Genomic DNA, 21511 nt, shown 5'->3' with positions numbered 1-21511 from the left:
TGCCTACGCCCCGCATCAGCGGGCTTGTTTCACCATCATTGTCAAGGACGGCGAATAATCTCGATGGTGCTGTGGACGATCTCCTCGTGGATGCCGATGCGCGTGCGCAGCTCGGCGCCTGTCAGCGCGGGGTCGCGGCTGACGACGGACAAGGCGCACGAGTACAGCTGCTTGCCGACTCGCCACACGTGCAGGTCGACGATGCGCGGCGTGTCGCCGGCGCTTTCCACTTCCACCGCCTCGCGGATTTCGTCCACCACGGGGTGGTCCATCTCGCGGTCCAGCAAGACCTTGCCCGTCTCCTGCATCAGCTTTTTCGCCCACAGGGCCACCAGCACGGCGCCCGCGATGCCCATCACGGGATCGAGCCACTGCCAGCCGTAAGCCCACGCGCCGGCCAGCGCGACGATGGCCAGCACGGACGTGGCGGCATCGGCCAGCACGTGGATGTACGCGGCTTTCATGTTCAGGTCTTCGCCATGGCCATGGTGGTCGTGGTGATCGTGATGGTCATGCCCATGGCCGTGGTCATGATGATGGTCGTGGTCGTGATGCCCGCCGAGGATCAGCGCGCACACGAGGTTGACCACCAGGCCGAAGGCCGCCACCGCCATGGCCTGAGGATAGTGAATGGATTGCGGCAAGAACAGGCGTTCGACGGAAGCGGCCACCATCAGCACAGCCACGCCCAGCAGCAGGATGGCGCTCGTGTAGCCGGCCAGCACCTCGATCTTCCACGTGCCGAAGGCGAAGCGGGAGTCGCGCGCATAGCGGCGCGCGGCAGCATACGCAAACGCGGCCAGGCCGATGGCCAGCGCGTGCGAACTCATATGCCAGCCATCGGCCAGCAGGGCCATGGAGTTGTACCACCAGCCGGCGACGATTTCCAGCGCCATGGTGGCCAGGGTGATCCACATGACGATGCGCGCGCGGCGTTCGGCCTTGCCATTGCTGCTGTCAAAAACGTGTTCGTGCTGCCAAGCGGAGAGGTCTTCCTTGATGAATGGCGTTTGCATGCCGTTCTCCTTATTTGAGGTAGGTGCGCAGGATGCCCGCGATGTCGTCGGCGCCCCTGGCCCGCTCGTCGCCGGAGATATCGGGACTGGCCACGTGCTCGCGCAAGTGTTCTTCGATGACTTCGGCCATCAGGCCATTGACGGCGCCGCGCACGGCGGCGATCAGCTGCAGCACTTCGCCGCAGTCGCGCCCTTCTTCCAGGCCCCGCTCCAGGCCTTCCACCTGCCCCCGGATACGCTTCACGCGATTGAGCAGCTTGGTCTTGTTGTGCGCCGTGTGTCCCATGATTTCACCTCGATAAATACTATAGGGGGGTATGCTATCAGAAACGGTGGCGGCCGCGTCAAGGCGCCGGCGCGATCTTTTGCAGCTTGCTGGCCAGCGAAGCATCGGACAATTCGCCCAGGTGCGTGTCGACCAAGCGTCCTTGCGCGTCATAAAACAGGGTGGTGGGCAGGGCCGAGGAACCGGCCGCCTTGCCCAGCGCCGCCCCGCTGTCGAGCACCACATTGCGCAGGGTGACGCCGCTCCTGTCCAGGAAAGCGCTGGCGGCAGCCGCATCCTCGCGCTGGTTCGCATACACGAAAACGATATCGGCACGTGCCTGCTGTGCGGCGGCCAGCACGGGCATCTCGCGCCGGCATGGCGGGCACCAGCTGGCCCACAGGTTCACCACCAGCGGCTTGCCGCCGGCCAGCGCGGCCAGGGTCACGGGCGCGCCATCGAGCGCCTGCAGCACCACGGCCGGCAAGGCCGTCGGCTTGTCGTAGGCCAGCGAGAGCCCTGCGCTCAACAGACCCCAGGCCAGCGCGCCGGAGGCCACGCTGACGGCCAGCGGACGGCGCATGGCCGCCATGGCGGGACCCCAGCAACGCCATGCGGCGATGGCCAGCGCGGCGGCGATGCCGGCCGGCGCCAGAAAGCCGCCGTCGCGGATATTGATGATGGACCAGGGAGCGGCCAGGTACTGTTCATGCCAGCGCAGGACGAAGGCCAGCCGCGCCGCCAGCAGGCCGGCGATCAACATGTCGGAAACGAGGGGGCCGGCGTCCGGCAGCCGGCGGGATCTGCGCAGCCACCACGCCGCGCCGTAGGCGACGCACAGGGCAACGAACAACAGGACGAGGCCCGTGGGCAGGGCCAGGGGACCGATTTGCAGGGACAGCATGGGCGCTTTCGTCAACAGTCAAGGCGCCCATTGTGCCTCAAGCCCCGCCGGGCAGCACCTCGCACCAAAGGCGAGCGGGCGTTTTTCCTACGCCAGGCACCGCAGAACGCCTATCGCGCCGGCGGCCTGCCATGGGCATCATGGATGCCTGACTCACTAACAGGGGCACAGCATGAAAAAAGACATGAACGCCGTTGTTGCGAAAGGCGCGCCGGCACGGGCACAGGCACGTAGGGGCTGGACCCTGGGCGCGCTGGCCCTGGGCGCCGCGTGGCTGTTTGTCCGCAACCGCAGCCGGCAGGCGGAGCGCGCGCATCCGCCCGCAGGCCATTTTCTCGACGTGCACGGCACACGCCTGCACTACCTGAGCCAGGGCGAAGGTCACGTCATCGTGCTGTTGCATGGGAATGGCGTGATCGCGGAGGATTTTCGCCATGCGGGCCTGTTCGAGCAGCTGGCGCGCACGCACCGCGTGATCGCCTTCGACCGGCCCGGCTTCGGCTACAGCAGCCGGCCGCGCGGCACGCTGTGGACACCGGCCGCCCAGGCCGCGCTGCTGGCCGCTGCGCTGGAGCAGCTGGGCGTACACCGCGCCGTCGTGCTGGCGCACTCCTGGGGCACCCTGGTGGCGATCTCGATGGCCCTGCAGCACCCGCACCTGGTGCAAGCCATGGTGCTCGCTTCCGGCTACTACTATCCCAGCGTGCGCTTCGATGTGCTGACGGCAACGCCGGCCATCCCCGTCATCGGCGATGTGCTCAGCCATACCGTGTCGCCCCTGCTGGGTCGCCTGATGTGGCCCCTGTCGGTCAAACGCGCGTTCGCGCCCTCGGCAGTGCCGGACAGCTTCAAGCGCCTGTCGCCGTGGATGATGCTGCGTCCCGGCCAGTTGCGCGCCGAGGCTGAAGAAACGGCCATGATGATACCGAGCGCGGCGGTGCTGCGCAAACACTACCCGGAACTGCGCATGCCCGTGTCCATCGTGGCCGGACGCGAGGATGCGATCGTCAGCGCCAGCCACCATTCCGCGCGCCTGCACGATGAGCTGGACAACAGCGAACTAACCTTGCTGCCCGGCGCCGGCCACATGATCCAGCACCTGTCGCAACCCACCCTGCTGCGCGAAACGGCGCGGGCCGGATACGGCGCGGGCATCGGCATCCCCGCCTGAACATAAACTTGTCAGGGAAAGGCTTTCCGGCCATTTATATCACGTTGTGATATATTTGACGCCTTTCTCTCACCAGGCCGCCGCGATGCCCCTTGCCCCTCCCGCCACACTTGGCAAACATGACTTTACGACCCTGTCGGAATTTCGCTATCAGATGCGGCGTTTCGAGCGCTTCTCCGACGACGTGATCCAGGCGCACGGCATCACGCCGCTGCAATACCTGCTGCTGCTGCATATCAAGGGATACCCGGGCCGCGACTGGGCCACGGTGGGCGAACTGGCTGAACGGCTGCAGGCGAAGCCGCACGGCGTCGTGGCGCTGGTCACGCGCTGCGAGGCATCGGGTCTGGTGGAGCGCCGTCACAGCAGCGCCGACCGGCGCCGTGTCGAAATCCACCTGCTGGCCGACGGTGAAGCCATGCTGGCCAAGCTGGCGCAATTGCACCGCACAGAATTGCTGTCCCTCGAAGGCGTGTTCACCATCCCGAAGCTGGCGGGAGACGGCCATGCATAAATACGATACGCGGCGCGACTTCGATGGCCAGGCGCGGCTGATCCTCATCTCCGGTCTCGCCATCGTGGTCGGCGCACTGAGCACCGTGACGGCCTGGGTGCTGCTGCGCGCGATCCACTTCTTCAGCAACCTGTTTTTCTTCCAAAAATTATCGACCGACTTCACGTCGCCAGCCGGCCACGCGCTGGGCATCTGGGTCATCGTCGTGCCCGTGCTCGGCGGCCTCGTCATCGGACTGATCGCCCGCTACGGCACGGAGCAGATACGCGGGCACGGCATTCCCGAAGCCATCGAGGCGATCCTGTTCAAGAAAAGCCTGATGTCGCCCAAGGTGGCCGTGCTCAAGCCGCTGGCGTCGGCCATCGCCATCGGCAGCGGCGGTCCGTTCGGCGCCGAAGGGCCGATCATCATGACGGGCGGCGCCGTCGGCTCGCTGCTGGCGCAGCACTTTCACCTGAGCGCGGCCGAGCGCAAGACCCTGCTCGTGGCAGGCGCCGTGGCAGGCATGACGGCGGTATTTGGCACGCCCGTGGCGGCGCTGCTGCTGGCCGTGGAACTGCTGCTGTTTGAATTGAGGCCGCGCAGCCTGGCGCCAGTGGCGATTGCCTGCGTCATCGCCGGCTTCCTGCGCCCCGTGCTGATCGACAGCGGCCCCCTGTTCCCGCTGCATAGCGCGGCGCTGCCGCCATCGGCATTGCTGTCTTGCCTGATCGCCGGCTTGCTGTGCGGCGCGCTGGCCTGGCTGTTGTCGACGTCGCTGTACCGCGTGGAAGACCTGTTTCACCGGTTGCCGTGCCACTGGATGTGGTGGCCGGCCATCGGCGGCCTGGCCGTGGGCATCGGCGGCTATTTCCAACCGCGCGCGCTGGGAGTGGGCTATGACGTGATCGCCGACCTGCTGCACAACCATATCGCGGCCGGCGCGCTGCTCGCGCTGCTGGCCATCAAGGCCGTGATCTGGCTGCTGGCCCTCGGTTCGGGCACCTCGGGCGGCGTGCTGGCGCCGCTGCTGATGCTGGGCGCCGGCCTGGGCGCCCTGCTGGGTCCCTACCTGCCCGGCAGCGAGCCTGCCATCTGGCCGCTCGTCTTCATGGCAGCCACCCTGGGCGGCATGATGCGCGCGCCCATCATGGCCGTGGCCTTCGCGTTTGAACTCACGCACGACGTCAATGCGCTGCTGCCCGTGATGGCCGCGTCGGCAGTCGCCTATGCCTTCACCGTGACCACCATGCACCGCTCCATCCTGACGGAAAAGATCGCCCGCCGCGGCTACCATATCTACCGCGAGTACGGCATCGACCCCATGGAACGCCATAGCGTGGCCGAAGTGATGACGCCAGCGCCGCTCAGCATCGACGCCGGCGCGCGCCTTGCCGACGTGCTGGCCAGCCATTTCAACGAGACGCAGCGCCATCGCGCCTTCCCGGTCACACGCGACGGCGCGCTCGTCGGCATGCTGGACCGCCCTACCCTGCTGGAGCGCCTGCCCGGCAACGGCGACCTGACGGCCGGCGAGCTGTTTGGCGTGAACATGCCGGTCGTCGCCCTGGCCGATGAAACGTGCCGCGCCCTGGCGACCCGCCTGGCCGTGCACGAACTCGAACGCCTGCCCGTCGTCAGCGACGCCAGGACCTTGCGCCTGATCGGCATCGTCAGTCGCAGCGACCTGGTCAAGCCGGCGCTGGGCCTGCAATCGGAAGAGGTGCAGCGGCAGACCGTGCGGCGCCTCTGGCCGCTGCAGCGCCAGCGATAAAAAGAGTTCAGGTGAGCAGCGCTTCCTTGCGCACGAAATGCATGGCTTGAGGCTGGTCCACCAGCACGCACTGCTTGCCCGTGCGCTTGCAGTGGTCATGCACGCGCCAATAGGCGTCGTGGCTGACGCAGCCCGTCTGGCAAATCACCAGGTCGGCTGCCACCAGGCCCGCTTCCAGCGCCGCCACGTCGTCGGCGCCAGCGTCGCCGCCAGCATGGTGCAGGAAGCGTCCGCCCGCCTGCTCGATGGCCAGCTGCGCCACGTTGGCGCCGGCGGCCGATCTGCCCGCATTCTGCTCCAGATAGCTGCCCACATACAGCACAGCTTTTTCGCGCACGTCAGCCTGCAAGACGGGCGCGGGCAGCCACTGCAGGCGCAACAGCTCGCGCATCAGGTCTTGCACGCGCTCACCGAGCCACTCGACCTTGCGCGCCAGCCTGGCACGCGTCGGCAAGCCCGGCACGCTGGCCGCCAGTTCGGCCAGTTCGTCGCGCGCCAGCGCCAGCCTGGTATCGCGGATCACGACCTGCGCCCGCGCGCGCATCAATTCCGATTCCAGCTGCGCGATGCGAGCCGCCTGCGCAGCCAATTGCGCACTGCAGCGCGCCTGCGCGCGGCCATACTCGCCCATCAGCACGCGATGCTCGTGTGCGATCACGTCCTCGTTGCCATACACACTGCCCATCATGCCCTCCTTCACCGCCCGTGGCGCCATGGCGCCAGCCCACGCTACCCCATTGCCCGCATTATAAATGAGAATCATTATTATTTGTCTATGCGCGTGCGTGCGGTAGGGGTATGCGGTGGCCGCCAGCGTCACGCAGGCGGCGGGCAAGACAGCAGGCGCTGCCAGACGTCGTCCTGCACTTCTCGAACATGCCGCAGGCCGTCGGGGCCACGATAGATGTCCAGCGTGTTCGGCCACGCCATATCGATGAACAACTGCCGTGCAGGATCGATCAGCAGGGACTGCCCCACATAGTTACCCTTGATCTCGCTCTTGTTCACGGCCAGCAGGCGCGCGCCGCCCGCAAGCGACCGCTCGTCCAGCGCCACGCCGCTGCGTTCGGCCACGTCGCGCAGCCAGCGTTCGCGCCAGCGCGCCTGCTCCTCGAACTGTCCCTTCGGTGGCCGGTCCAGCTTGACGACGGCCGCCACGGGACCGCCTATGCCCGCCTGTAACGAAAAGCCCATGCGTTCCTGCAATTCGACCGTGTAGGCCTCTCCCTTGACGTCGATCTGGTAGCGCCCCGTCCCGTCCTGCACCAGCAGCTTGGCCTGATGATAGGCAGGCCGGACGCAACTGGCGTATTGAGAAACGAGCACGTCAAGGAACGGCGGTGCGGCCGGGGTGGATGCCGCCATGGCGGGTGACAGGCTGGCACACAGGGTCGCGGCAGCGGCCCATTGCATCGCGTATTTCAGCATACTCATGCTTGCTCCTGATTGACGTGGACAGACAATGGCAGCCGAAAAATCCCCAGGCGCGCCATCTTGTCGCTCATATTATCTATTTTGCATATTTCTTTCTGGCAAACGATTCAATTGAATCGCGCCAGGCACAGGGAACCGCGGCTGTCCCAGGCCATTGACCTTGAAAGCAAGGAACGCCAGGACAGGGGCTACGACATCGTGGCAGCCGGCTTGCAGCAGCCGGCGGAAGTGCTGCGAAATATTCCACCAGAAATTTCGTGCGCGGCGCCGGAGGGAGCGCTGGCCGCTAGTGCCTGAAGTGAGGGGACGGCGTTGGCCGCTGCGCGGCCAACGTGCCGCGCGCAGCGCGGTGGTCGGGCGATTCGGATAGCCTCGCGCCCTTTAGGGCGCTCCGTCTTCGAATCCCACCGTTCCGTCCAGATAAATAAAAAAGCCTCCCGCAGGGGAGGCTTTTTTATTTGATTCTGGCGGAGACGGTGGGATTCGAACCCACGATACAGGTATAAGCCGTATGCATCCTTAGCAGGGATGTGCCTTCGGCCACTCGGCCACGTCTCCTAGCTGATTACTCAACTATGTCTCTGTAGCTAACTGCGCTGCAGCGACGAACGTCATAATATCGATTGCCCCCCCTTTGGTCAAGGGCGTGGGGCAATATTTTTGGATATTTAAGCTTTTTCCAGCTCGAACGCTTTATGCAGCGCGCGCACGGCCAGTTCCATGTACTTTTCATCGATCAGCACGGAGATCTTGATCTCGGAAGTGGAGATCATCATGATGTTGATGCCCTCTTCCGACAAGGTACGGAACATTTGCGATGCGACGCCAACGTGGCTGCGCATGCCCACGCCGACGACGGACAGTTTCGACACTTTCGCGTCGCCCGTGATGCTGGCCGCGCCCAGCGATTCGCGGTTCGCTTCCAGCACGGCCAGCGCGCGCGTGTATTCGCCGCGCGAGACGGTGAAGGTGAAGTCCGTTTTACCGTCGACCGACTGATTCTGTATGATCATGTCGACTTCGATGTTCGCGTCGGCCACCGGTCCCAGAATGTGGTACGCCACGCCTGGACGGTCGGGCACACCGAGCACGGTGATTTTGGCTTCATCGCGGTTGAAGGCGATGCCGGAGATGACTGCTTGTTCCATGTTTGTATCTTCCTCAAACGAAATCAGGGTGCCTGAATTGGCTTCTATTTCCAGCGGCAACATCGGGTCGGTCAGCGACGACAGCACGCGCGTGGGTACGCGGTAATTGCCGGCAAATTCCACCGAACGCGTTTGCAGCACTTTGGAGCCCAGCGAAGCCAGTTCCAGCATTTCTTCAAAGGTGATGGTCTTCAGGCGGCGCGCCTCGGAGACCACGCGCGGGTCGGTCGTGTAGACGCCGTCGACGTCCGTGAAGATCAGGCATTCGGACGCCTTCATGGCGGCGGCGATCGCCACGGCCGACGTGTCCGAACCGCCACGGCCCAGGGTCGCGATGTTGTCGTGTTCGTCGACGCCCTGGAAACCGGTAATGATGACGATCTTGCCCGCATCGAGGTCGCGTTTGACTTTTTCGTCATCGATCGACTGGATGCGTGCCTTGGTAAAGGCGGAATCGGTCTTGATCGCGACTTGCCAGCCAGCATAGGATACGGCTTGTTTGCCGATCGCCAGCAGTGCCATCGACAATAGGCCGACGGACACTTGTTCGCCTGTCGAGGCGATCATGTCAAGTTCACGGGGATCGGGTTGATCCATGATTTCCTTGGCCAGTCCAATCAGGCGGTTGGTTTCGCCCGACATGGCGGATGGCACCACCACGATTTGATGCCCTGCGTCGTGCCACTTGGCAACGCGCTTGGCGACATTCTTGATACGGTCAGTCGAGCCCATCGACGTACCGCCATATTTGTGGACGATTAAAGCCATAAGAGTGAAGTTTCCGCTCAAGAAGAATAAAAAAGGAGGGCTTTACTCTACATGCCGCAATGCAAAATAACAAGCTAAAAAGCGCATTAGCTCATACCGATTGCGCATATGGAAATAACCAATCCATGCAGTCCAGCCGGCTTGCACAGCCACTTGGCGGCCACCCCGGGAGTGGCCGTGGCAGCTGTCCTTACGCTCAGCAGGAGACCCAGCGCAAGGCGACGCGGGGACGATCCAACAGACTCAGGCAATGGCAATCGAGGCCAATACCAGCCGCGAACAGCAATTGTTGCGCCGCACAGACAAGGGGCAGGCGTTTGCGCTCCCAGGCGGGCACGTCAAACGCCTGGTAATGGTATTTCAAGCTCTTCGTGGGACGGTTCAAGGCCAGTTTCAGGCGCTCGCCGCCCTGGCGGAAATCGATGCTCAAGGTTTGAGCTTGCAACCAGGCAATATCAATACCTTGTCCACCCTCTTCCACCGCATCGAAATGCAGCACGCCGCCATACGCGGGGAACGCCAGGCTCGCTTCGCCTTGCCATTTGAACTCCTGGCTGGCCTTTTCCAGGCCGGGAATGCCCGCGTCGCTCTTGTCGCGCATGCCGGCCAGGTCATCGAGCTTCGGCGTCAGGTACAGCCGGTCGCGGTGGCGCCGCACGTGGCATTCAGGGTGCGTGACCAGCAACTGCGCATCGGGCCGCGCTTCCAGCAATTGCGCCAGCATTTCCGCCAGCCACGCCGTCGACGGCATGCGCAAGCCGCGCGTGCCGAACCAGTGGCGCAGCAGGTTGTAGCAGCGGTCCGCGCTCAACTCGCGCAATTTCGCCAGCTCGATGCAGTCGCCATCGAGGCACGCCGCCAGATCCTGCGTCGCCAGTTCCGTCAGCAGACGCTGCGCCGATTGCGCGTGCTGGGCGCTGCGGGCGAAACGCTCCTGGAAACCGGGAAACGCCTGCGCCAGCACGGGCATCACCTGGTGCCGCAGGGCATTGCGGGCAAAGCGGGGATCGTCGTTCGATTCGTCGTGGATGTGCGCGATCGCATGTTTCGCCACATACGCTTCGAGCTGTTTGCGCGACACGGGCAGCAAGGGGCGCGCCATCACCAGGTCCGGGTTGCCCAGCAGCTCGGGCGCGCTGTTGGCGCCATCCATGCCGGACAGGCCCGCCGTGCCCGAGCCGCGCAGCAATTGCAGCAGCACGGTTTCCGCCTGATCATCCTGGTGGTGGGCGGTGAGCAGCAGGCGCACGCCGTGCGTGGCGCACAGCTCGCCCAGGGCCGCGTAACGGCGCTTGCGGGCCGCCTCTTCCGTGCCCGTCTTTGCATTCTTTTCCAAGGTGACCTTGCGCGCCTCGAAAGCGATGCCCATGCCGGCGCACAATTGTTCACAGTGGGCCAGCCACGCATCCGCATTCGGGCTCAGGCCGTGGTGCACGTGAAACGCGTGCAAGGCCACGCCATGCTCTTGCGCCCAGGCATGCGCCAAGTGCAGCAGGGCCGAGGAATCGAGGCCGCCGCTCAGGGCAATGCCGACCGTCTCGCCGGCTTGCGGTGCGCAGGTTTCCAACGCACTGGCGAAAATGTCGGCGACGGTGGCGGTTTGTTGCTTTTTCAATGTGGACTCCGGGAATGCAAAGAGGGACAGGCTGCTAAACGGATGGTGTCGTTTAGCGGACTGTCCCTGGTGTGTTCTACTGTCTTGTCGGCTTACGTCATGTCGGCTTACGTCATGTCGGCTTACGCTGCGCTAAGCCGACCTACGCCGACCAACGCCGACCAACGCCGACCGACGATGGCTTACTCGCTCGGCGTGGTTTCCTTGAACTTGCCGTAGCTCAGCAGTTTTTCGTGGCGCGCGGCCAGCAGGTCCTTGGTTTTCATGCCGTGGAACTGGCGCAGGGTATCGGCCAGTGCGCGTTTGAGCAAGGTGGCCATCTGTTTCGGATCGCGGTGGGCGCCGCCCAGCGGTTCGTTGATGATCTTGTCGATCAGGCCCATGGCTTTCAGGCGGTGAGCCGTCAGGCCCAGCGCTTCGGCCGCGTCGGAGGCGCGCTCGGCGCTCTTCCACAGGATCGAGGCGCAGCCTTCCGGCGAAATCACGGCATAGGTCGAGTATTGCAGCATCAGCACGGCGTCGCCCACGGCGATGGCCAGTGCGCCGCCGGAACCGCCTTCACCGATGATGGTGGCGATCAGCGGCACTTTCAGCTCGGCCATCACGTACAGGTTGTGGCCGATGGCTTCCGACTGGCCGCGCTCTTCCGCGTCGATGCCGGGGAAGGCGCCTGGCGTGTCCACAAAAGTAAAGATGGGCAGGTTGAACTTTTCAGCCACTTTCATCAGGCGCATGGCCTTGCGGTAGCCTTCCGGTTTCGGCATGCCGAAATTGCGCATGGCGCGCTCTTTCGTGTCGCGGCCCTTCTGGTGGCCGATGACCATGCACGGCTGGCCGTTGAAGCGGGCCAGGCCGCCGACGACGGACAGATCGTCCGCGTAGCTGCGGTCGCCATGCAATTCGTGGAAATCGGTAAAGATTTCATTCACGTAATCCATGGTGTAGGGGCGCTGCGGGTGGCGCGCGATCTGCGCCACTTGCCAAGGGGTCAGCTTGGCGTAGATATCCTTGGTCAGCTGCTGGCTCTTCTTGGCCAGGCGGTCGATCTCTTCCGAGATGTCGACGGCCGAATCGTCTTGCACGAAGCGCAACTCTTCGATCTTGGAATCGAGTTCCGCGATCGGCTGTTCAAAATTGAGGAAAGTCGTTTTAGTCATTGTACCTCCAGGTTTTACCGGCCACGGCGCCAGGGCGCGCGGCGTCATCTATGTTTATTTTACCGTACCGGCTGGTGCGCCGGGGGCTGCATCGGGTGCGGCAGGGGCGGCTGCAGGGTCGAGACTGCGCCACAGATACCACGTCGCCACGGTGCGCCACGGTTCCCAATTGGCGGAAACTTCGCGCGCATCGCTGCGGGAAACAGGTTCGCCGGAGAAGTAATTGACGCTGATGCCCTGGATCAAACCGGGGTCGTCGAGCGGCAAGACATTCGGCCGGAGCAGATTAAATATCAAAAACATCTCGGCTGTCCAGCGGCCGATGCCGCGGATTTGCACCAGTTCGGCGATGACGGCTTCGTCATCCATCTGGTCCCACTGGCTCGCGTGCACGCGCTTTGCCTTGAAATGGTCGGCCAGGTCGAGGATGTATTCGGTCTTGCGTTTGGACAAGCCGCAGGCGGAAAGCTGCTCGGCGCCCGCCTTGAGTACTTGTGTAGGCGTGCATTTCGGGCAAGCCAGCAGCAGCTTTTTCCAGGCAGCATCGGCCGCCTTGGGCGTGATCTGCTGCCCCACCAGCGAACGGGCCAGGGTGGTAAACGGGTCGCTATGGCCGACCAGGTGCAGGTCGCCAAATTGCGGGATGAGCTTTTTCATGATGCGGTCGCGCTTCATCAGCTCGATCTTCGCCTCTTCCCAGTAATGCGGCACCTGGATCACCTGCGCAGCTGTTACTGGCGCTTCCCCGTTTTCCCTGGACGTTGGCATCATGCGCGGCGCCAGTTGGTCGAGCCGTCAGGCTTGTCTTCGAGAATGATGCCTGCGGCCAACAAGTCGGCGCGGATCTTGTCCGATGCGGCAAAGTCGCGCGCCTTTTTCGCCGCGCTGCGCGCCGCGATGGCAGCTTCAATGCCGGCCGCTTCGTCCTGGCCGCCAGCGGCGGCGCCGACTGTCGCTTGCAGGAATTGCTGCGGCGTGCGTTCGAGCAAGCCGAACACGCCCGCCAGGCCCTTCAATTGACGCGCCAAGGCTGGCGACTTGCTCTTGTTCACTTCCGTTGCCAGATCGAACAGGGCGGCCACGGCCAGCGGCGTGTTGAAATCGTCATCCATGGCTTCCGCCACACGCACGGCATGGGCTTCGCTCCAGTCGATGGCGCCCTCTTCCACCGCCACGTCGGCCAGCGCCGTGTACAAACGGGTCAGGGACAGACGCGCATCGTCGAGGTGCACGTCCGAGTAATTGAGGGGGCTGCGGTAGTGCGCGCGCAGGATGAAGAAGCGGATCACTTCGGCATCGAACTTTTGCAGCACTTCGCGGATGGTGAAGAAATTGCCGAGCGACTTGGACATTTTTTCATTGTCCAGGCGCACGAAACCGTTATGTATCCAGTAATTGACGCTGGCATGGCCAAACGCGCCTTCGGACTGGGCGATCTCGTTTTCGTGGTGCGGGAATTGCAAGTCCGCGCCGCCGCCATGGATGTCGAACTGTTCGCCAAGCAAGGCGCAGGACATGGCCGAGCACTCGATATGCCAGCCCGGGCGGCCCTTGCCCCACTTCGTATCCCATTTGACTTCTTCCGGCTCGGACTCTTTCGACGATTTCCACAGCACGAAGTCGAGCGGATCGCGCTTGCCCGTGTTGACGTCGACACGTTCGCCCGCGCGCAGGTCGTCGAGCGACTTGCCCGACAGCTTGCCGTAGTGGGGGAAATTGCGCACGGCATAATTCACGTCGCCATCCGCGCCCTGGTAAGCCAGGTCTTTCGCTTCCAGCTGCTCGATCAGACGCAGCATCTGCGGCACGTATTCGGTGGCGCGCGGCGTGTGGTCGGGCGTCAAGATGCCCAGCGCGGCCGTGTCTTCATCCATGTACTGGGTGAAACGCGTCGTCAACTGGGAAATCGTCTCGCCGTTTTCCACGGCGCGGCGGATGATCTTGTCGTCGATGTCCGTAATGTTGCGCACGTAGGTGACGTCGAAACCGGACGCTTTCAGCCAGCGGTAGATGACGTCGAACGCCATCATCATGCGCGCATGACCGATATGGCAATAATCGTAGATGGTCATGCCGCACACGTACATGCGTACCTTGCCCGCTTCCATCGGGACGAATACCTGCTTCTCGCGCGCCAGGGTGTTGTAAATCTTTAGATTGCTCATCGTACTTTGCAAGTGGAGCGGCCGCCAGCCTGGCAAAACGACAGACAGGCGCGGACACCGGGGGTGCCGCGCCACAGAACTGCCGTGTGCGCCGAAGACTGTACGACCCGCTATATTGTTGTTCTTGTTTGTTAGAATTAGGGCGTTAGCGGTCAAGTATAACATTGATAAAAACCATACTGGCCCGATATGAATCAGGTTTTTACGATGTTCAACCGAATTTTCATTTCTTTACAATTAAAGCAAGTTTAAAGAAAAATAACGATCAAGGACGCCTTCATGCAAGAAACCAAATCGAAACGCCTGTCTTTCCTGGCCCGTTTTTGCACCCTGTTTGCCGGCCTGACCCTGGGCAGCGCCGTCATGGCGGCCGCTCCGGCGACCGCCCTCGACCCCACGCCCCACGTGGCCCTGAAAACCAGCATGGGCGAGATCGTGCTGGAACTGAACCAGGAAAAAGCCCCGCAAAGCGTGGCCAATTTCTTGCAGTATGTCAAAAGCGGTTATTACAAGGGCACCGTGTTTCACCGCGTCATCGACGGCTTCATGATACAGGGCGGCGGCTTCGACAAGAACATGAAGCAGAAAGCCACCAAGGCGCCGATCAAGAATGAAGCGCAGAACGGCTTGCAAAACGTCACCTACAGCATCGCCATGGCGCGCACGGGCGACCCGCATTCGGCCACAGCGCAATTCTTTATCAACGTGAACGACAATGGCGCGCTCGACTACCCGGGCCGCGACGGGTTCGGCTACACGGTGTTCGGCAAAGTCGTCAGCGGCATGGACGTGGTCGACAAGATCAAGGCCGTGCCCGTGGCCGACAAGGGCCCGCACCAGAACGTGCCGGTCACCCCCGTGGTGATCGAATCGGCGACTTTACTCAAGTCCGCGCCCGCAAAACTGTAAAATAGCGTTTTTGCGGCGCCGGCCTGCCTGGCGCCGCTGAATCAATTATTCATCCAATTTATTAAGGATCATCATGACCTCCGTCATCATCACCACCAATCTGGGCAAGATCACCGCTGAACTGGACGCCGAGAAAGCGCCGAAAACGGTTGCCAACTTCCTGGCCTACATGAAAGTCGGTCACTACGACAACACGATTTTCCACCGCGTCATCGACGGCTTCATGATCCAGGGCGGCGGTTTCGAGCCAGGCATGAAACAAAAGCCAGCCGACACCACCGTGGAAAACGAAGCCAAGAACGGCCTGAAAAACGACACCTACACGCTGGCCATGGCCCGCACGTCGGATCCGCATTCGGCATCGGCCCAGTTCTTCATCAACATCAAGAACAACAGCTTCCTCGACTACCCAGGCCAGGACGGCTGGGGCTACGCCGTGTTCGGTAAAGTCACCGAAGGCAAGGAAGTCGTCGACGCCATCCGCGCCGTGAAAACCTCGCGCGCCGGCATGTTCGCCGATGTGCCAGTGACCGATGTCATCATCGAAAAAGTCGAAGCGGTTTAATTCGGCTACAGCATCATGAATAACAGGCATTGCAGCGTTTGCGCCTCTCCATGTACATCACTTTTTGGGAGCGTTGAACGATGACAATGCCTGCCGCACTCTTTATTTCCGACCTGCATCTGCAGAGCTCGCACCCGCGCACCAGCGCGGCGTTTCTTTCTTTCCTGGAACACCATGCGCAATATGCGCAAGCGCTGTATCTATTAGGCGACCTGTTCGAATACTGGGCCGGCGACGATGACCTGGAAGACCCGTTCAATGCGCGCATGACGGCCGCCATCCGCGCCGTCAGCGATGCGGGCGTGCACGTCTACTGGATCGCCGGCAACCGCGACTTTCTTGTCGGCTCCGGCTTTGCCGCCGCCGCCGGCGCCACCCTGCTCAGCGAACCGCACGTGGCCACGATAGCGGGCCAGCGCATCGTCCTGCTGCATGGCGACGCCGAATGCACGAAAGACGTCAGCTACATGGAGTTTCGCGCAATGGTGCGCCAGCCCGCCTGGCAAAAACAGTTCCTGTCCATGCCGCTGGCGCAGCGCAAGGCCATCATCGACGGTTTGCGCCAGAGCAGCCGCGAGCACAATGGCGAAAAATCCATGGATATCATGGATGTCACCCCCGATGCTGTGGCGCAGGTGTTTGCCGAACATGCGAGCACCATCATGATTCACGGCCACACGCACCGCCCCGCCCTGCACCAGGTCGACCATACCCTGCGCTATGTCCTGCCCGACTGGGAATGCGATGTCACGCCGCCGCGCGGCGGCTGGATCGCCATCGATACGCGCGGCAACATCACGCGCCACGACCTGAACGGCGACATCATCGACTAGGCCCGCGCCGACGGCCGCACGGGCGTTTGTCCGATAGCCGCGCCCGCCTGGCCTTGTTGTAATGGCGCCATGCATACTATTTACATCGGCACGGCCGGCTGGAGCATTTCCAGCGCCGCCGCCAGCCACTTCCCCCTCGACGGCAGCCACCTGCAGCGCTATGCCCGGGTGCTCGACTGCGTGGAAATCAACAGCTCTTTCTACCGCCCGCACCAGCCCGCCACCTACGCGCGCTGGGCCGCCAGCGTGCCCGACCATTTCCGTTTCAGCGTGAAATTGCCGCGCAGCATCACGCATGAACGGCGTTTGCGCGATGCCGCGGCCGAACTGGATCGTTTTGCGGGAGAAGTCTTGCAGTTGGGGAATAAACTGGGCTGCGTGCTGGTGCAACTGCCGCCCAGCCTGCGTTTCGAAGCGGACGTGGCCGCAACATTTTTCCATGCGCTGCGCCAGCGCTTCGACGGCATGCTCGCGTGCGAAGCGCGCCACCCCAGCTGGTTCGAAACGGGCGCGACCGAACTGTTAACGATGCATGGCATCACCCGCGTGCGGGCCGATCCGCCTGCCGGCCAGCCCGGCCCGCACGTGCCGACGACGGAAATCGCCTACTTGCGCCTGCACGGCAGTCCGAAAATATATTATTCGGACTATGCGGCCGAGTACCTGGCAGCGCTGGCGACCGAATTGCGCGCACCAGCGCATGCGGGCAGCTGGTGCATCTTCGACAACACGGCGGCGGGCGCCGCCGTGTTCAATGCGCTGGGTTTGCGGGCGCGGCTGGCCTGAAAATAGGTGTTGATTTTTTGAGACTTGGTGTTATAGTTAACTACAACACTAACTCAATAAACCACGGAGCTTCGATGCCTACCGCATTTTTCACGCGCCGCACCGCGCCCTTATGGGAGCGCATCCCATGAGCGCGGAATGGAACGACAATAGCCCCATTTACCGCCAGCTCAAGGCCAGAGTGGTGGGCATGATGCTCGATGGCGTGCTGCAGTCCGGCGACGCCCTGCCTTCGGTGCGCCAGGTGGCGGCCGATTATCAATTGAATCCCATCACGGTTTCGCGCGCCTATCAGGAACTGGTCGACGATGCCCTGGTGGAAAAACGCAGAGGACTCGGTATGTATGTCTTGGAGGGCGCCCGCGACAAATTGCTGGCAAGTGAACGCGAGCGCTTCATGCGCGAAGAGTGGCCGGCGATGCTGGAACGCATCACGCAACTGGGCCTGAATCTCGAGCAACTACTGCAAGCAAGCCGCGACAGTGGCCCACACGGAGAGAGCGCATGAATGCATTGAACAAGGACAGCATCATCAGCGCACGCGGCCTGCGCAAGCAGTATGGCAAACAGGTGGCCATAGCCGGCATCAGCTTCGATATCGCGCCGGGACGCATCGTCGGCTTGATCGGGCCTAACGGTTCCGGCAAGACCACCACCCTGAAAGCCATCCTGGGCCTGACGGGCTTCGAAGGCGAGCTGTCGGTGCTGGGGCGCGACCCGCGCGTGCAGCGCGATGCGCTGATGGACGACGTGTGCTTCATCGCCGACGTGGCCATCCTGCCGGGCTGGCTGCGCGTGGCGGACGCCATCGATTTCGTTGCGGGCGTGCATCCCCGTTTCGACCGCAGCAAGGCCGAGCGCTACCTGGCCCACACCAAGCTGGCGCCGAAGATGAAGGTCAAGGCCATGTCGAAAGGCATGGTGGTGCAGCTGCACCTGGCGCTGGTCATGGCCATCGACGCCAAACTGCTGGTGCTCGACGAGCCGACCCTGGGCCTGGACATCCTGTACCGCAAGCAGTTCTACCAGAACTTGCTGGAGGACTATTTCGATGAAAACAAGACCATCGTCATCACCACGCACCAGATCGAGGAAGTGGAACACATCCTCAGCGACCTGATGTTCATTCGCGACGGCAAGATCGTGCTGGCCTCAAGCATGGAAGAAGTGGGCGAACGCTATATCGAAGTGATGGTGGGCCCGCAGCACGTCAATCCGGCGCGCGCCCTGCAGCCGATCAGCGAACGCAGCGTGTTCGGCAAGTCGGTGATGCTGTTCGATGGCGTTGCCCGCACCCAGCTGGCCGCCCTGGGCGAAGTACGCACGCCCAGCCTGGCTGACCTGTTTGTCGCGACCATGAAAGGATCGTACCAATGAGTATTTCCCCTGCCAACAAGATGCAATGGCTGATCCGGCGTGAACTGTGGGAACACAAGGGCATGCTGGTGTGGACGCCCGCCCTGATCGGCATCGCCATGACCGTGCTGGGCGCCCTGATGACGATAGCCACCATCGCCAAGACCAAGATGCGCACGGCGCTGATCGTCAATGGCGAGGAAGTGTCGTGGAGCACCGTCTTCAACACGCGCACCTTCGGCCCGCGCCGCACGGAAATCATCGACGCCGTCGCCAACAACTATACGTACGCGGCAGCGCCGCTGTTCCTGGCGCTGGGTTTCCTCGTGTTCTTTTATTGCCTGAGCGCCCTGCATGACGACCGCCGCGACCGCAGCGTGCTGTTCTGGAAATCGCTGCCCATCTCGGATGCGCAGACGGTGCTGTCGAAAGCGGCCATCGCCCTGCTGGTCGCGCCACTGATCGTGGCCGCCGCTGCCAGCCTGACTTCGCTGGCCCTGATCCTGATCCTCAGCGGCGTGCTGGCGGCCAACGGCATCCACGTGTTTGCCGAACTGCTCGCCACCCCCGGCCTGTACCTGGGACCGCTGCGCGTGTTCGGCTTGCTGCCCGTATATTGCCTGTGGGCCTTGCCGACGGTCGGCTGGCTGCTGATGGTATCGAGCTGGGCCAAGTCGAAAGTCTTCCTGTGGGCCGTCGGGGTGCCGCTGCTGCTGCTCATCCTGACCGTCTGGGCCGGCAAACTGGCGCAGACGGAAAGCGGCGTCGACTGGATACAGATGAATGTCATCGGACGCGCCCTGCTGGGCACCCTCCCCGGCAGCTGGTATCTGTTCGAGCCGCAACTGCTGTCGCAAATGCACGCCCTGGCGGAAGGGGGATCGCACATGACGCGCATCGATGTGTTCAGCAATTCCTGGTCCAGCCTGGCCTTGCCAGCCGTCTGGCTGGGTGCGGCGGCGGGCGCGGCGCTGATTTACGCCGCCATCCGCCTGCGCCGCTGGCGCGAGGAAGGCTGACAGCGCAGTATCACCGCCCCATAAAAACGCCCCGCCCGTCGGGGCGTTTTGCATTTTTATCCCAATTCAGCCCCTGAAATAATAACTACTTTATTGATAGTTATTATGAAAAATCCCCTTCACTACATTCAGGCTATTCATTCGATAGCATTAATGCGATATAAAAATTACAAATAATTATTTCTATCGTATTTTATTACCAATCACATTTGATAATCGACAGTCAAAAAAACAACAACTAGCAATTCGATAGCAAGCCAGTTTTTTGAATAAAAGGTGCAGAGATACGGGAACACAGCAGCAAATACAGCCGAAAAAGTCCATTTGGTGACAATCCGTGAGAATTATCACGCGCAGCGCTGGACAGAATAGCGTCATGGAAAGTGATCAAAATCAAATTGGAAATTTCAAAATTGAAACTATTCTCAGAGTGGGAGCCAATACATGCCTCGTGCAAAGGCTGCGCCCTGCCAGCGCGTCTGGCTGGACAAGCCCGTTGCCGGCGCAACAAAATACAGGAAAGCGGCAACACATAAAACGAATATCAAAATGACATTTTAAATATTGCTGAAGTAGCGCCCTTTTGCCGCAGCGTTTTTTTCCCAGTTATGTTTTACTTGCCACTATCAACATCGGAAACACCAAAGTTCGACCTCGGCCCAAGCCTCGCCGGAGCAAGCAAGGAAGTGAACCATATTATTGATTTTTTATTATTTTAGAAAATTGAACGAACACATAACCCTTTCCGGAGACTTTCAAATGGCCACCACCCCAAATCCAGCACAAGTTCCCGTCAATGCCGAAGGCGCTGGCGCCAAGACCGCGACGCCCGCAAAAAAAGCCGTCGACCCGAAAACCGGCGACCGCAAGCAATATGACGAAGATGAACTGATCAAAGGGGCTGATGCCAGCGCGACCATGCCGCCTGAAAATGTCGTGGAAGTCACGGGAAGCGCCGGCAACGGCAATGCCGCCGCCCTCGGCACGGCCGCCGCTGTGGCAGCCGCCCTGGCCGCCGGTGGCGGTGGCGCGGGCGCAGGCCAGGCGGGACAGGCTGGTGCCGACCTCGGCACGCCGCAAAGCGATAACAATGGCGGCGCCGCAGGCGCTGCGGGCACAGGCGCGGGCGCGGCCGGCATCCCCAGCGGCAGTGTCGTCGATGTCGCCGGCGCATCGGCTGGCGCAGGATCCGGCGCCGGCGCGGGTGCTGTGGGCGGGCTGAGTAGTCTTGGCGTGCTGGGCGCGCTCGGCGGCCTTGGCCTCGTTGCAGCAGCGGCAGGCGGCGGCGGAGGCGGTGGCGCCGCGGCCGGCGGTTCCGGCACCGGTGGGACGGGCACGGGCGGCACCGGCGGCGGTACGGGCACTGGCGGTACTGGTGGTGGCACCGGCACTGGCGGAACTGGCGGTGGCACAGGCACGGGGGGAACCGGCGGTGGCACAGGCACTGGCGGCACTGGCGGTGGCACGGGTACGGGCGGTACCGGCGGCACGGGTGGCACAGGTGGCACGGGCGGCTCGACCGGCGGTGGCACGGGCAATCAATCCACCACCGTTGTGACCGACGCGGCCATACTGGCCGCCGCGGCCGCCGTTGCCGCCGCCAACAATGCGCTGGCCGATGACGCCGCCGCCGCCGCTGCGGCAGCCACGGCAGCAGCTTCGCTGGCCGCGGCAAATGCGGCCGCCCTGGCCGACCAGCTGGCGGCGCAAGCCGCTGCCGCTGCAGCAGCGGCCTTGCTCGCCGCCAATAGCGCTACCAGCGACGATGCCCTGGCGGCCAGCACGGCCGCCGTCGTCCCCGCAGCACAAGCGGCCGCTACCGCCGCCACGAGCGACGACAGCGCCGCTGCCGCCGCTGCCGCTGCCGCCGCCATATCCCAGGCCGCCGCCACATCGGCGCAAAATGCCGATACGGCCGCCGCCACGGCCGCCGCCGACGCCGCCGCCGCGCACGCCGCTGCCGATGCGGCGCAAACGCAAGCGGACCAGACCAACGCCCCGGCATTGCAAGCCATCGCGGATGCGGCCGATGTCGTCTCCACCGCAGCCAACACCCAGGCAGCACTGACCGATGCGGCCGCGCTGGGCGTCATCTCGGCCAATGATGCAGCCGCCGCCGCTGCCGCCACGGCC

21 protein-coding genes, 1 tRNA gene and 1 pseudogene are annotated in these 21511 nt (G+C 62.9%); 12 read left to right on the top strand and 11 right to left on the bottom strand.

Going from position 1 to position 21511, the window contains the following annotated elements; genetic code table 11:
- Positions 1-41: 41 nt before the first annotated feature.
- From dmeF to VM94_RS11390, 3 genes are read right to left on the bottom strand one after another with little or no spacing between them, the layout of a single operon-like run.
- Positions 42-1016: a CDF family Co(II)/Ni(II) efflux transporter DmeF gene (dmeF, locus tag VM94_RS11400; RefSeq protein WP_046683606.1), complete on the bottom strand. Its 975-nt coding sequence runs from the start codon at positions 1014-1016 to the stop codon at positions 42-44.
- A 10-nt stretch (positions 1017-1026) separates the two neighbouring features.
- The gene (locus VM94_RS11395) at positions 1027-1302 is read right to left on the bottom strand and encodes a metal/formaldehyde-sensitive transcriptional repressor (protein ID WP_034784058.1); all 276 of its coding nucleotides are present in this window, start codon (positions 1300-1302) and stop codon (positions 1027-1029) included.
- 58 nt (positions 1303-1360) lie between these two features.
- A complete protein-coding gene (locus tag VM94_RS11390; protein ID WP_046683772.1) occupies positions 1361-2185 on the bottom strand; it encodes a TlpA disulfide reductase family protein in 825 nt (274 codons plus the stop codon).
- Between the two features lie 184 nt (positions 2186-2369).
- Between VM94_RS11390 and VM94_RS11385 the strand changes: the two genes are divergently transcribed.
- The 3 genes from VM94_RS11385 (at position 2370) to VM94_RS11375 (ending at position 5623) form a co-directional block, all read left to right on the top strand.
- Entirely contained in the window at positions 2370-3356 is a 987-nt protein-coding gene (locus VM94_RS11385; protein WP_046683771.1) for an alpha/beta fold hydrolase, read from the top strand.
- An 85-nt stretch (positions 3357-3441) separates the two neighbouring features.
- Positions 3442-3870, top strand: a complete 429-nt coding sequence (locus VM94_RS11380) for a MarR family winged helix-turn-helix transcriptional regulator (protein ID WP_046683605.1) — start codon at positions 3442-3444, stop codon at positions 3868-3870.
- Positions 3863-5623 (top strand): chloride channel protein, encoded by a 1761-nt coding sequence (locus VM94_RS11375; protein ID WP_046683604.1) that lies wholly within the window; start codon positions 3863-3865, stop codon positions 5621-5623. Before VM94_RS11380 ends, VM94_RS11375 begins: the two co-directional genes overlap by 8 nt.
- A 7-nt stretch (positions 5624-5630) precedes the next feature.
- On the opposite strand, the gene VM94_RS11370 is transcribed toward VM94_RS11375, so the two are convergent.
- Both VM94_RS11370 and VM94_RS11365 read right to left on the bottom strand, forming a co-directional pair.
- Positions 5631-6167, bottom strand: a complete 537-nt coding sequence (locus VM94_RS11370) for a DUF2325 domain-containing protein (RefSeq protein ID WP_052755740.1) — start codon at positions 6165-6167, stop codon at positions 5631-5633.
- Between the two features lie 272 nt (positions 6168-6439).
- Entirely contained in the window at positions 6440-7057 is a 618-nt protein-coding gene (locus VM94_RS11365; protein ID WP_046683603.1) for a hypothetical protein, read from the bottom strand.
- A gap of 60 nt (positions 7058-7117) precedes the next feature.
- Here VM94_RS11365 and VM94_RS11360 point away from each other — a divergent pair, with 60 nt between their 5' ends.
- Positions 7118-7354, top strand: coding sequence for a hypothetical protein (locus tag VM94_RS11360; RefSeq protein WP_138828855.1), 237 nt, complete (start codon positions 7118-7120; stop codon positions 7352-7354).
- A 168-nt stretch (positions 7355-7522) separates the two neighbouring features.
- Here the strand turns inward: VM94_RS11360 and VM94_RS11355 are convergent.
- The 6 genes from VM94_RS11355 to cysS all read right to left on the bottom strand — a co-directional run bounded on the left by VM94_RS11355 (position 7523) and on the right by cysS (position 13910).
- Positions 7523-7615 (bottom strand) — tRNA-Ser (locus VM94_RS11355).
- Between the two features lie 110 nt (positions 7616-7725).
- Positions 7726-8973: an aspartate kinase gene (locus VM94_RS11350; protein WP_034756957.1), complete on the bottom strand. Its 1248-nt coding sequence runs from the start codon at positions 8971-8973 to the stop codon at positions 7726-7728.
- A gap of 196 nt (positions 8974-9169) precedes the next feature.
- Positions 9170-10588 carry a tRNA lysidine(34) synthetase TilS gene (gene tilS, locus VM94_RS11345; protein ID WP_046683601.1) on the bottom strand — a complete coding sequence of 473 codons (1419 nt, stop codon included), beginning with the start codon at positions 10586-10588 and terminating at the stop codon, positions 9170-9172.
- Positions 10589-10770: 182 nt separating this feature from the next.
- Positions 10771-11745 carry an acetyl-CoA carboxylase carboxyltransferase subunit alpha gene (locus VM94_RS11340; RefSeq protein ID WP_034756951.1) on the bottom strand — a complete coding sequence of 325 codons (975 nt, stop codon included), beginning with the start codon at positions 11743-11745 and terminating at the stop codon, positions 10771-10773.
- 54 nt (positions 11746-11799) lie between these two features.
- Positions 11800-12513: a DNA-3-methyladenine glycosylase family protein gene (locus VM94_RS11335; RefSeq protein ID WP_046683769.1), complete on the bottom strand. Its 714-nt coding sequence runs from the start codon at positions 12511-12513 to the stop codon at positions 11800-11802.
- Positions 12513-13910, bottom strand: a complete 1398-nt coding sequence (gene cysS / locus VM94_RS11330) for a cysteine--tRNA ligase (protein WP_046683600.1) — start codon at positions 13908-13910, stop codon at positions 12513-12515. The genes VM94_RS11335 and cysS overlap by 1 nt, the downstream gene beginning before the upstream one ends.
- Positions 13911-14189: 279 nt before the next feature.
- Here cysS and VM94_RS11325 point away from each other — a divergent pair, with 279 nt between their 5' ends.
- The 8 genes and pseudogenes from VM94_RS11325 to VM94_RS28515 form a co-directional block, all read left to right on the top strand.
- The gene (locus VM94_RS11325) at positions 14190-14819 is read left to right on the top strand and encodes a peptidylprolyl isomerase (protein WP_082127676.1); all 630 of its coding nucleotides are present in this window, start codon (positions 14190-14192) and stop codon (positions 14817-14819) included.
- Positions 14820-14892: 73 nt separating this feature from the next.
- Positions 14893-15384: a peptidylprolyl isomerase gene (locus VM94_RS11320; RefSeq protein WP_046683599.1), complete on the top strand. Its 492-nt coding sequence runs from the start codon at positions 14893-14895 to the stop codon at positions 15382-15384.
- Between the two features lie 86 nt (positions 15385-15470).
- A complete protein-coding gene (locus VM94_RS11315) occupies positions 15471-16217 on the top strand; it encodes a UDP-2,3-diacylglucosamine diphosphatase (RefSeq protein WP_046683598.1) in 747 nt (248 codons plus the stop codon).
- A 69-nt stretch (positions 16218-16286) separates the two neighbouring features.
- Positions 16287-17003, top strand: a complete 717-nt coding sequence (locus tag VM94_RS11310) for a DUF72 domain-containing protein (protein ID WP_046683597.1) — start codon at positions 16287-16289, stop codon at positions 17001-17003.
- Positions 17004-17130: 127 nt separating this feature from the next.
- Positions 17131-17511 carry a GntR family transcriptional regulator gene (locus VM94_RS11305; RefSeq protein WP_046683596.1) on the top strand — a complete coding sequence of 127 codons (381 nt, stop codon included), beginning with the start codon at positions 17131-17133 and terminating at the stop codon, positions 17509-17511.
- The gene (locus VM94_RS11300; protein WP_046683595.1) at positions 17508-18380 is read left to right on the top strand and encodes an ABC transporter ATP-binding protein; all 873 of its coding nucleotides are present in this window, start codon (positions 17508-17510) and stop codon (positions 18378-18380) included. Before VM94_RS11305 ends, VM94_RS11300 begins: the two co-directional genes overlap by 4 nt.
- Positions 18377-19378 carry a hypothetical protein gene (locus tag VM94_RS11295; protein WP_046683594.1) on the top strand — a complete coding sequence of 334 codons (1002 nt, stop codon included), beginning with the start codon at positions 18377-18379 and terminating at the stop codon, positions 19376-19378. The genes VM94_RS11300 and VM94_RS11295 overlap by 4 nt, the downstream gene beginning before the upstream one ends.
- A 759-nt stretch (positions 19379-20137) precedes the next feature.
- Positions 20138-21511: pseudogene (locus tag VM94_RS28515) on the top strand (hypothetical protein); the annotation flags it as partial.

Origin of the sequence: Janthinobacterium sp. KBS0711, from assembly GCF_000988085.1 — a bacterium.
Lineage (GTDB): Bacteria > Pseudomonadota > Gammaproteobacteria > Burkholderiales > Burkholderiaceae_D > Janthinobacterium > Janthinobacterium lividum_E.
This window is presented reverse-complemented; position numbering and strand designations above follow the sequence as displayed.

What these genes read in the sequence shown, in the direction of transcription:
- VM94_RS11305 (WP_046683596.1), top strand. Translation starts at nt 17,131, where the DNA reads ATGAGCGCGGAATGGAACGACAATAGCCCCATTTACCGCCAGCTCAAG.
- VM94_RS11335 (WP_046683769.1), bottom strand. Translation starts at nt 12,513, where the DNA reads ATGCCAACGTCCAGGGAAAACGGGGAAGCGCCAGTAACAGCTGCGCAG.
- VM94_RS11365 (WP_046683603.1), bottom strand. Translation starts at nt 7,057, where the DNA reads ATGAGTATGCTGAAATACGCGATGCAATGGGCCGCTGCCGCGACCCTG.
- VM94_RS11395 (WP_034784058.1), bottom strand. Translation starts at nt 1,302, where the DNA reads ATGGGACACACGGCGCACAACAAGACCAAGCTGCTCAATCGCGTGAAG.
- VM94_RS11380 (WP_046683605.1), top strand. Translation starts at nt 3,442, where the DNA reads ATGCCCCTTGCCCCTCCCGCCACACTTGGCAAACATGACTTTACGACC.
- cysS (WP_046683600.1), bottom strand. Translation starts at nt 13,910, where the DNA reads ATGAGCAATCTAAAGATTTACAACACCCTGGCGCGCGAGAAGCAGGTA.
- VM94_RS11295 (WP_046683594.1), top strand. Translation starts at nt 18,377, where the DNA reads ATGAGTATTTCCCCTGCCAACAAGATGCAATGGCTGATCCGGCGTGAA.
- VM94_RS11300 (WP_046683595.1), top strand. Translation starts at nt 17,508, where the DNA reads ATGAATGCATTGAACAAGGACAGCATCATCAGCGCACGCGGCCTGCGC.
- VM94_RS11320 (WP_046683599.1), top strand. Translation starts at nt 14,893, where the DNA reads ATGACCTCCGTCATCATCACCACCAATCTGGGCAAGATCACCGCTGAA.
- VM94_RS11325 (WP_082127676.1), top strand. Translation starts at nt 14,190, where the DNA reads ATGCAAGAAACCAAATCGAAACGCCTGTCTTTCCTGGCCCGTTTTTGC.
- dmeF (WP_046683606.1), bottom strand. Translation starts at nt 1,016, where the DNA reads ATGCAAACGCCATTCATCAAGGAAGACCTCTCCGCTTGGCAGCACGAA.
- VM94_RS11390 (WP_046683772.1), bottom strand. Translation starts at nt 2,185, where the DNA reads ATGCTGTCCCTGCAAATCGGTCCCCTGGCCCTGCCCACGGGCCTCGTC.
- VM94_RS11350 (WP_034756957.1), bottom strand. Translation starts at nt 8,973, where the DNA reads ATGGCTTTAATCGTCCACAAATATGGCGGTACGTCGATGGGCTCGACT.
- VM94_RS11310 (WP_046683597.1), top strand. Translation starts at nt 16,287, where the DNA reads ATGCATACTATTTACATCGGCACGGCCGGCTGGAGCATTTCCAGCGCC.
- VM94_RS11315 (WP_046683598.1), top strand. Translation starts at nt 15,471, where the DNA reads ATGCCTGCCGCACTCTTTATTTCCGACCTGCATCTGCAGAGCTCGCAC.
- VM94_RS11375 (WP_046683604.1), top strand. Translation starts at nt 3,863, where the DNA reads ATGCATAAATACGATACGCGGCGCGACTTCGATGGCCAGGCGCGGCTG.
- VM94_RS11340 (WP_034756951.1), bottom strand. Translation starts at nt 11,745, where the DNA reads ATGACTAAAACGACTTTCCTCAATTTTGAACAGCCGATCGCGGAACTC.
- VM94_RS11385 (WP_046683771.1), top strand. Translation starts at nt 2,370, where the DNA reads ATGAACGCCGTTGTTGCGAAAGGCGCGCCGGCACGGGCACAGGCACGT.
- VM94_RS11370 (WP_052755740.1), bottom strand. Translation starts at nt 6,167, where the DNA reads ATGCGCGCGCGGGCGCAGGTCGTGATCCGCGATACCAGGCTGGCGCTG.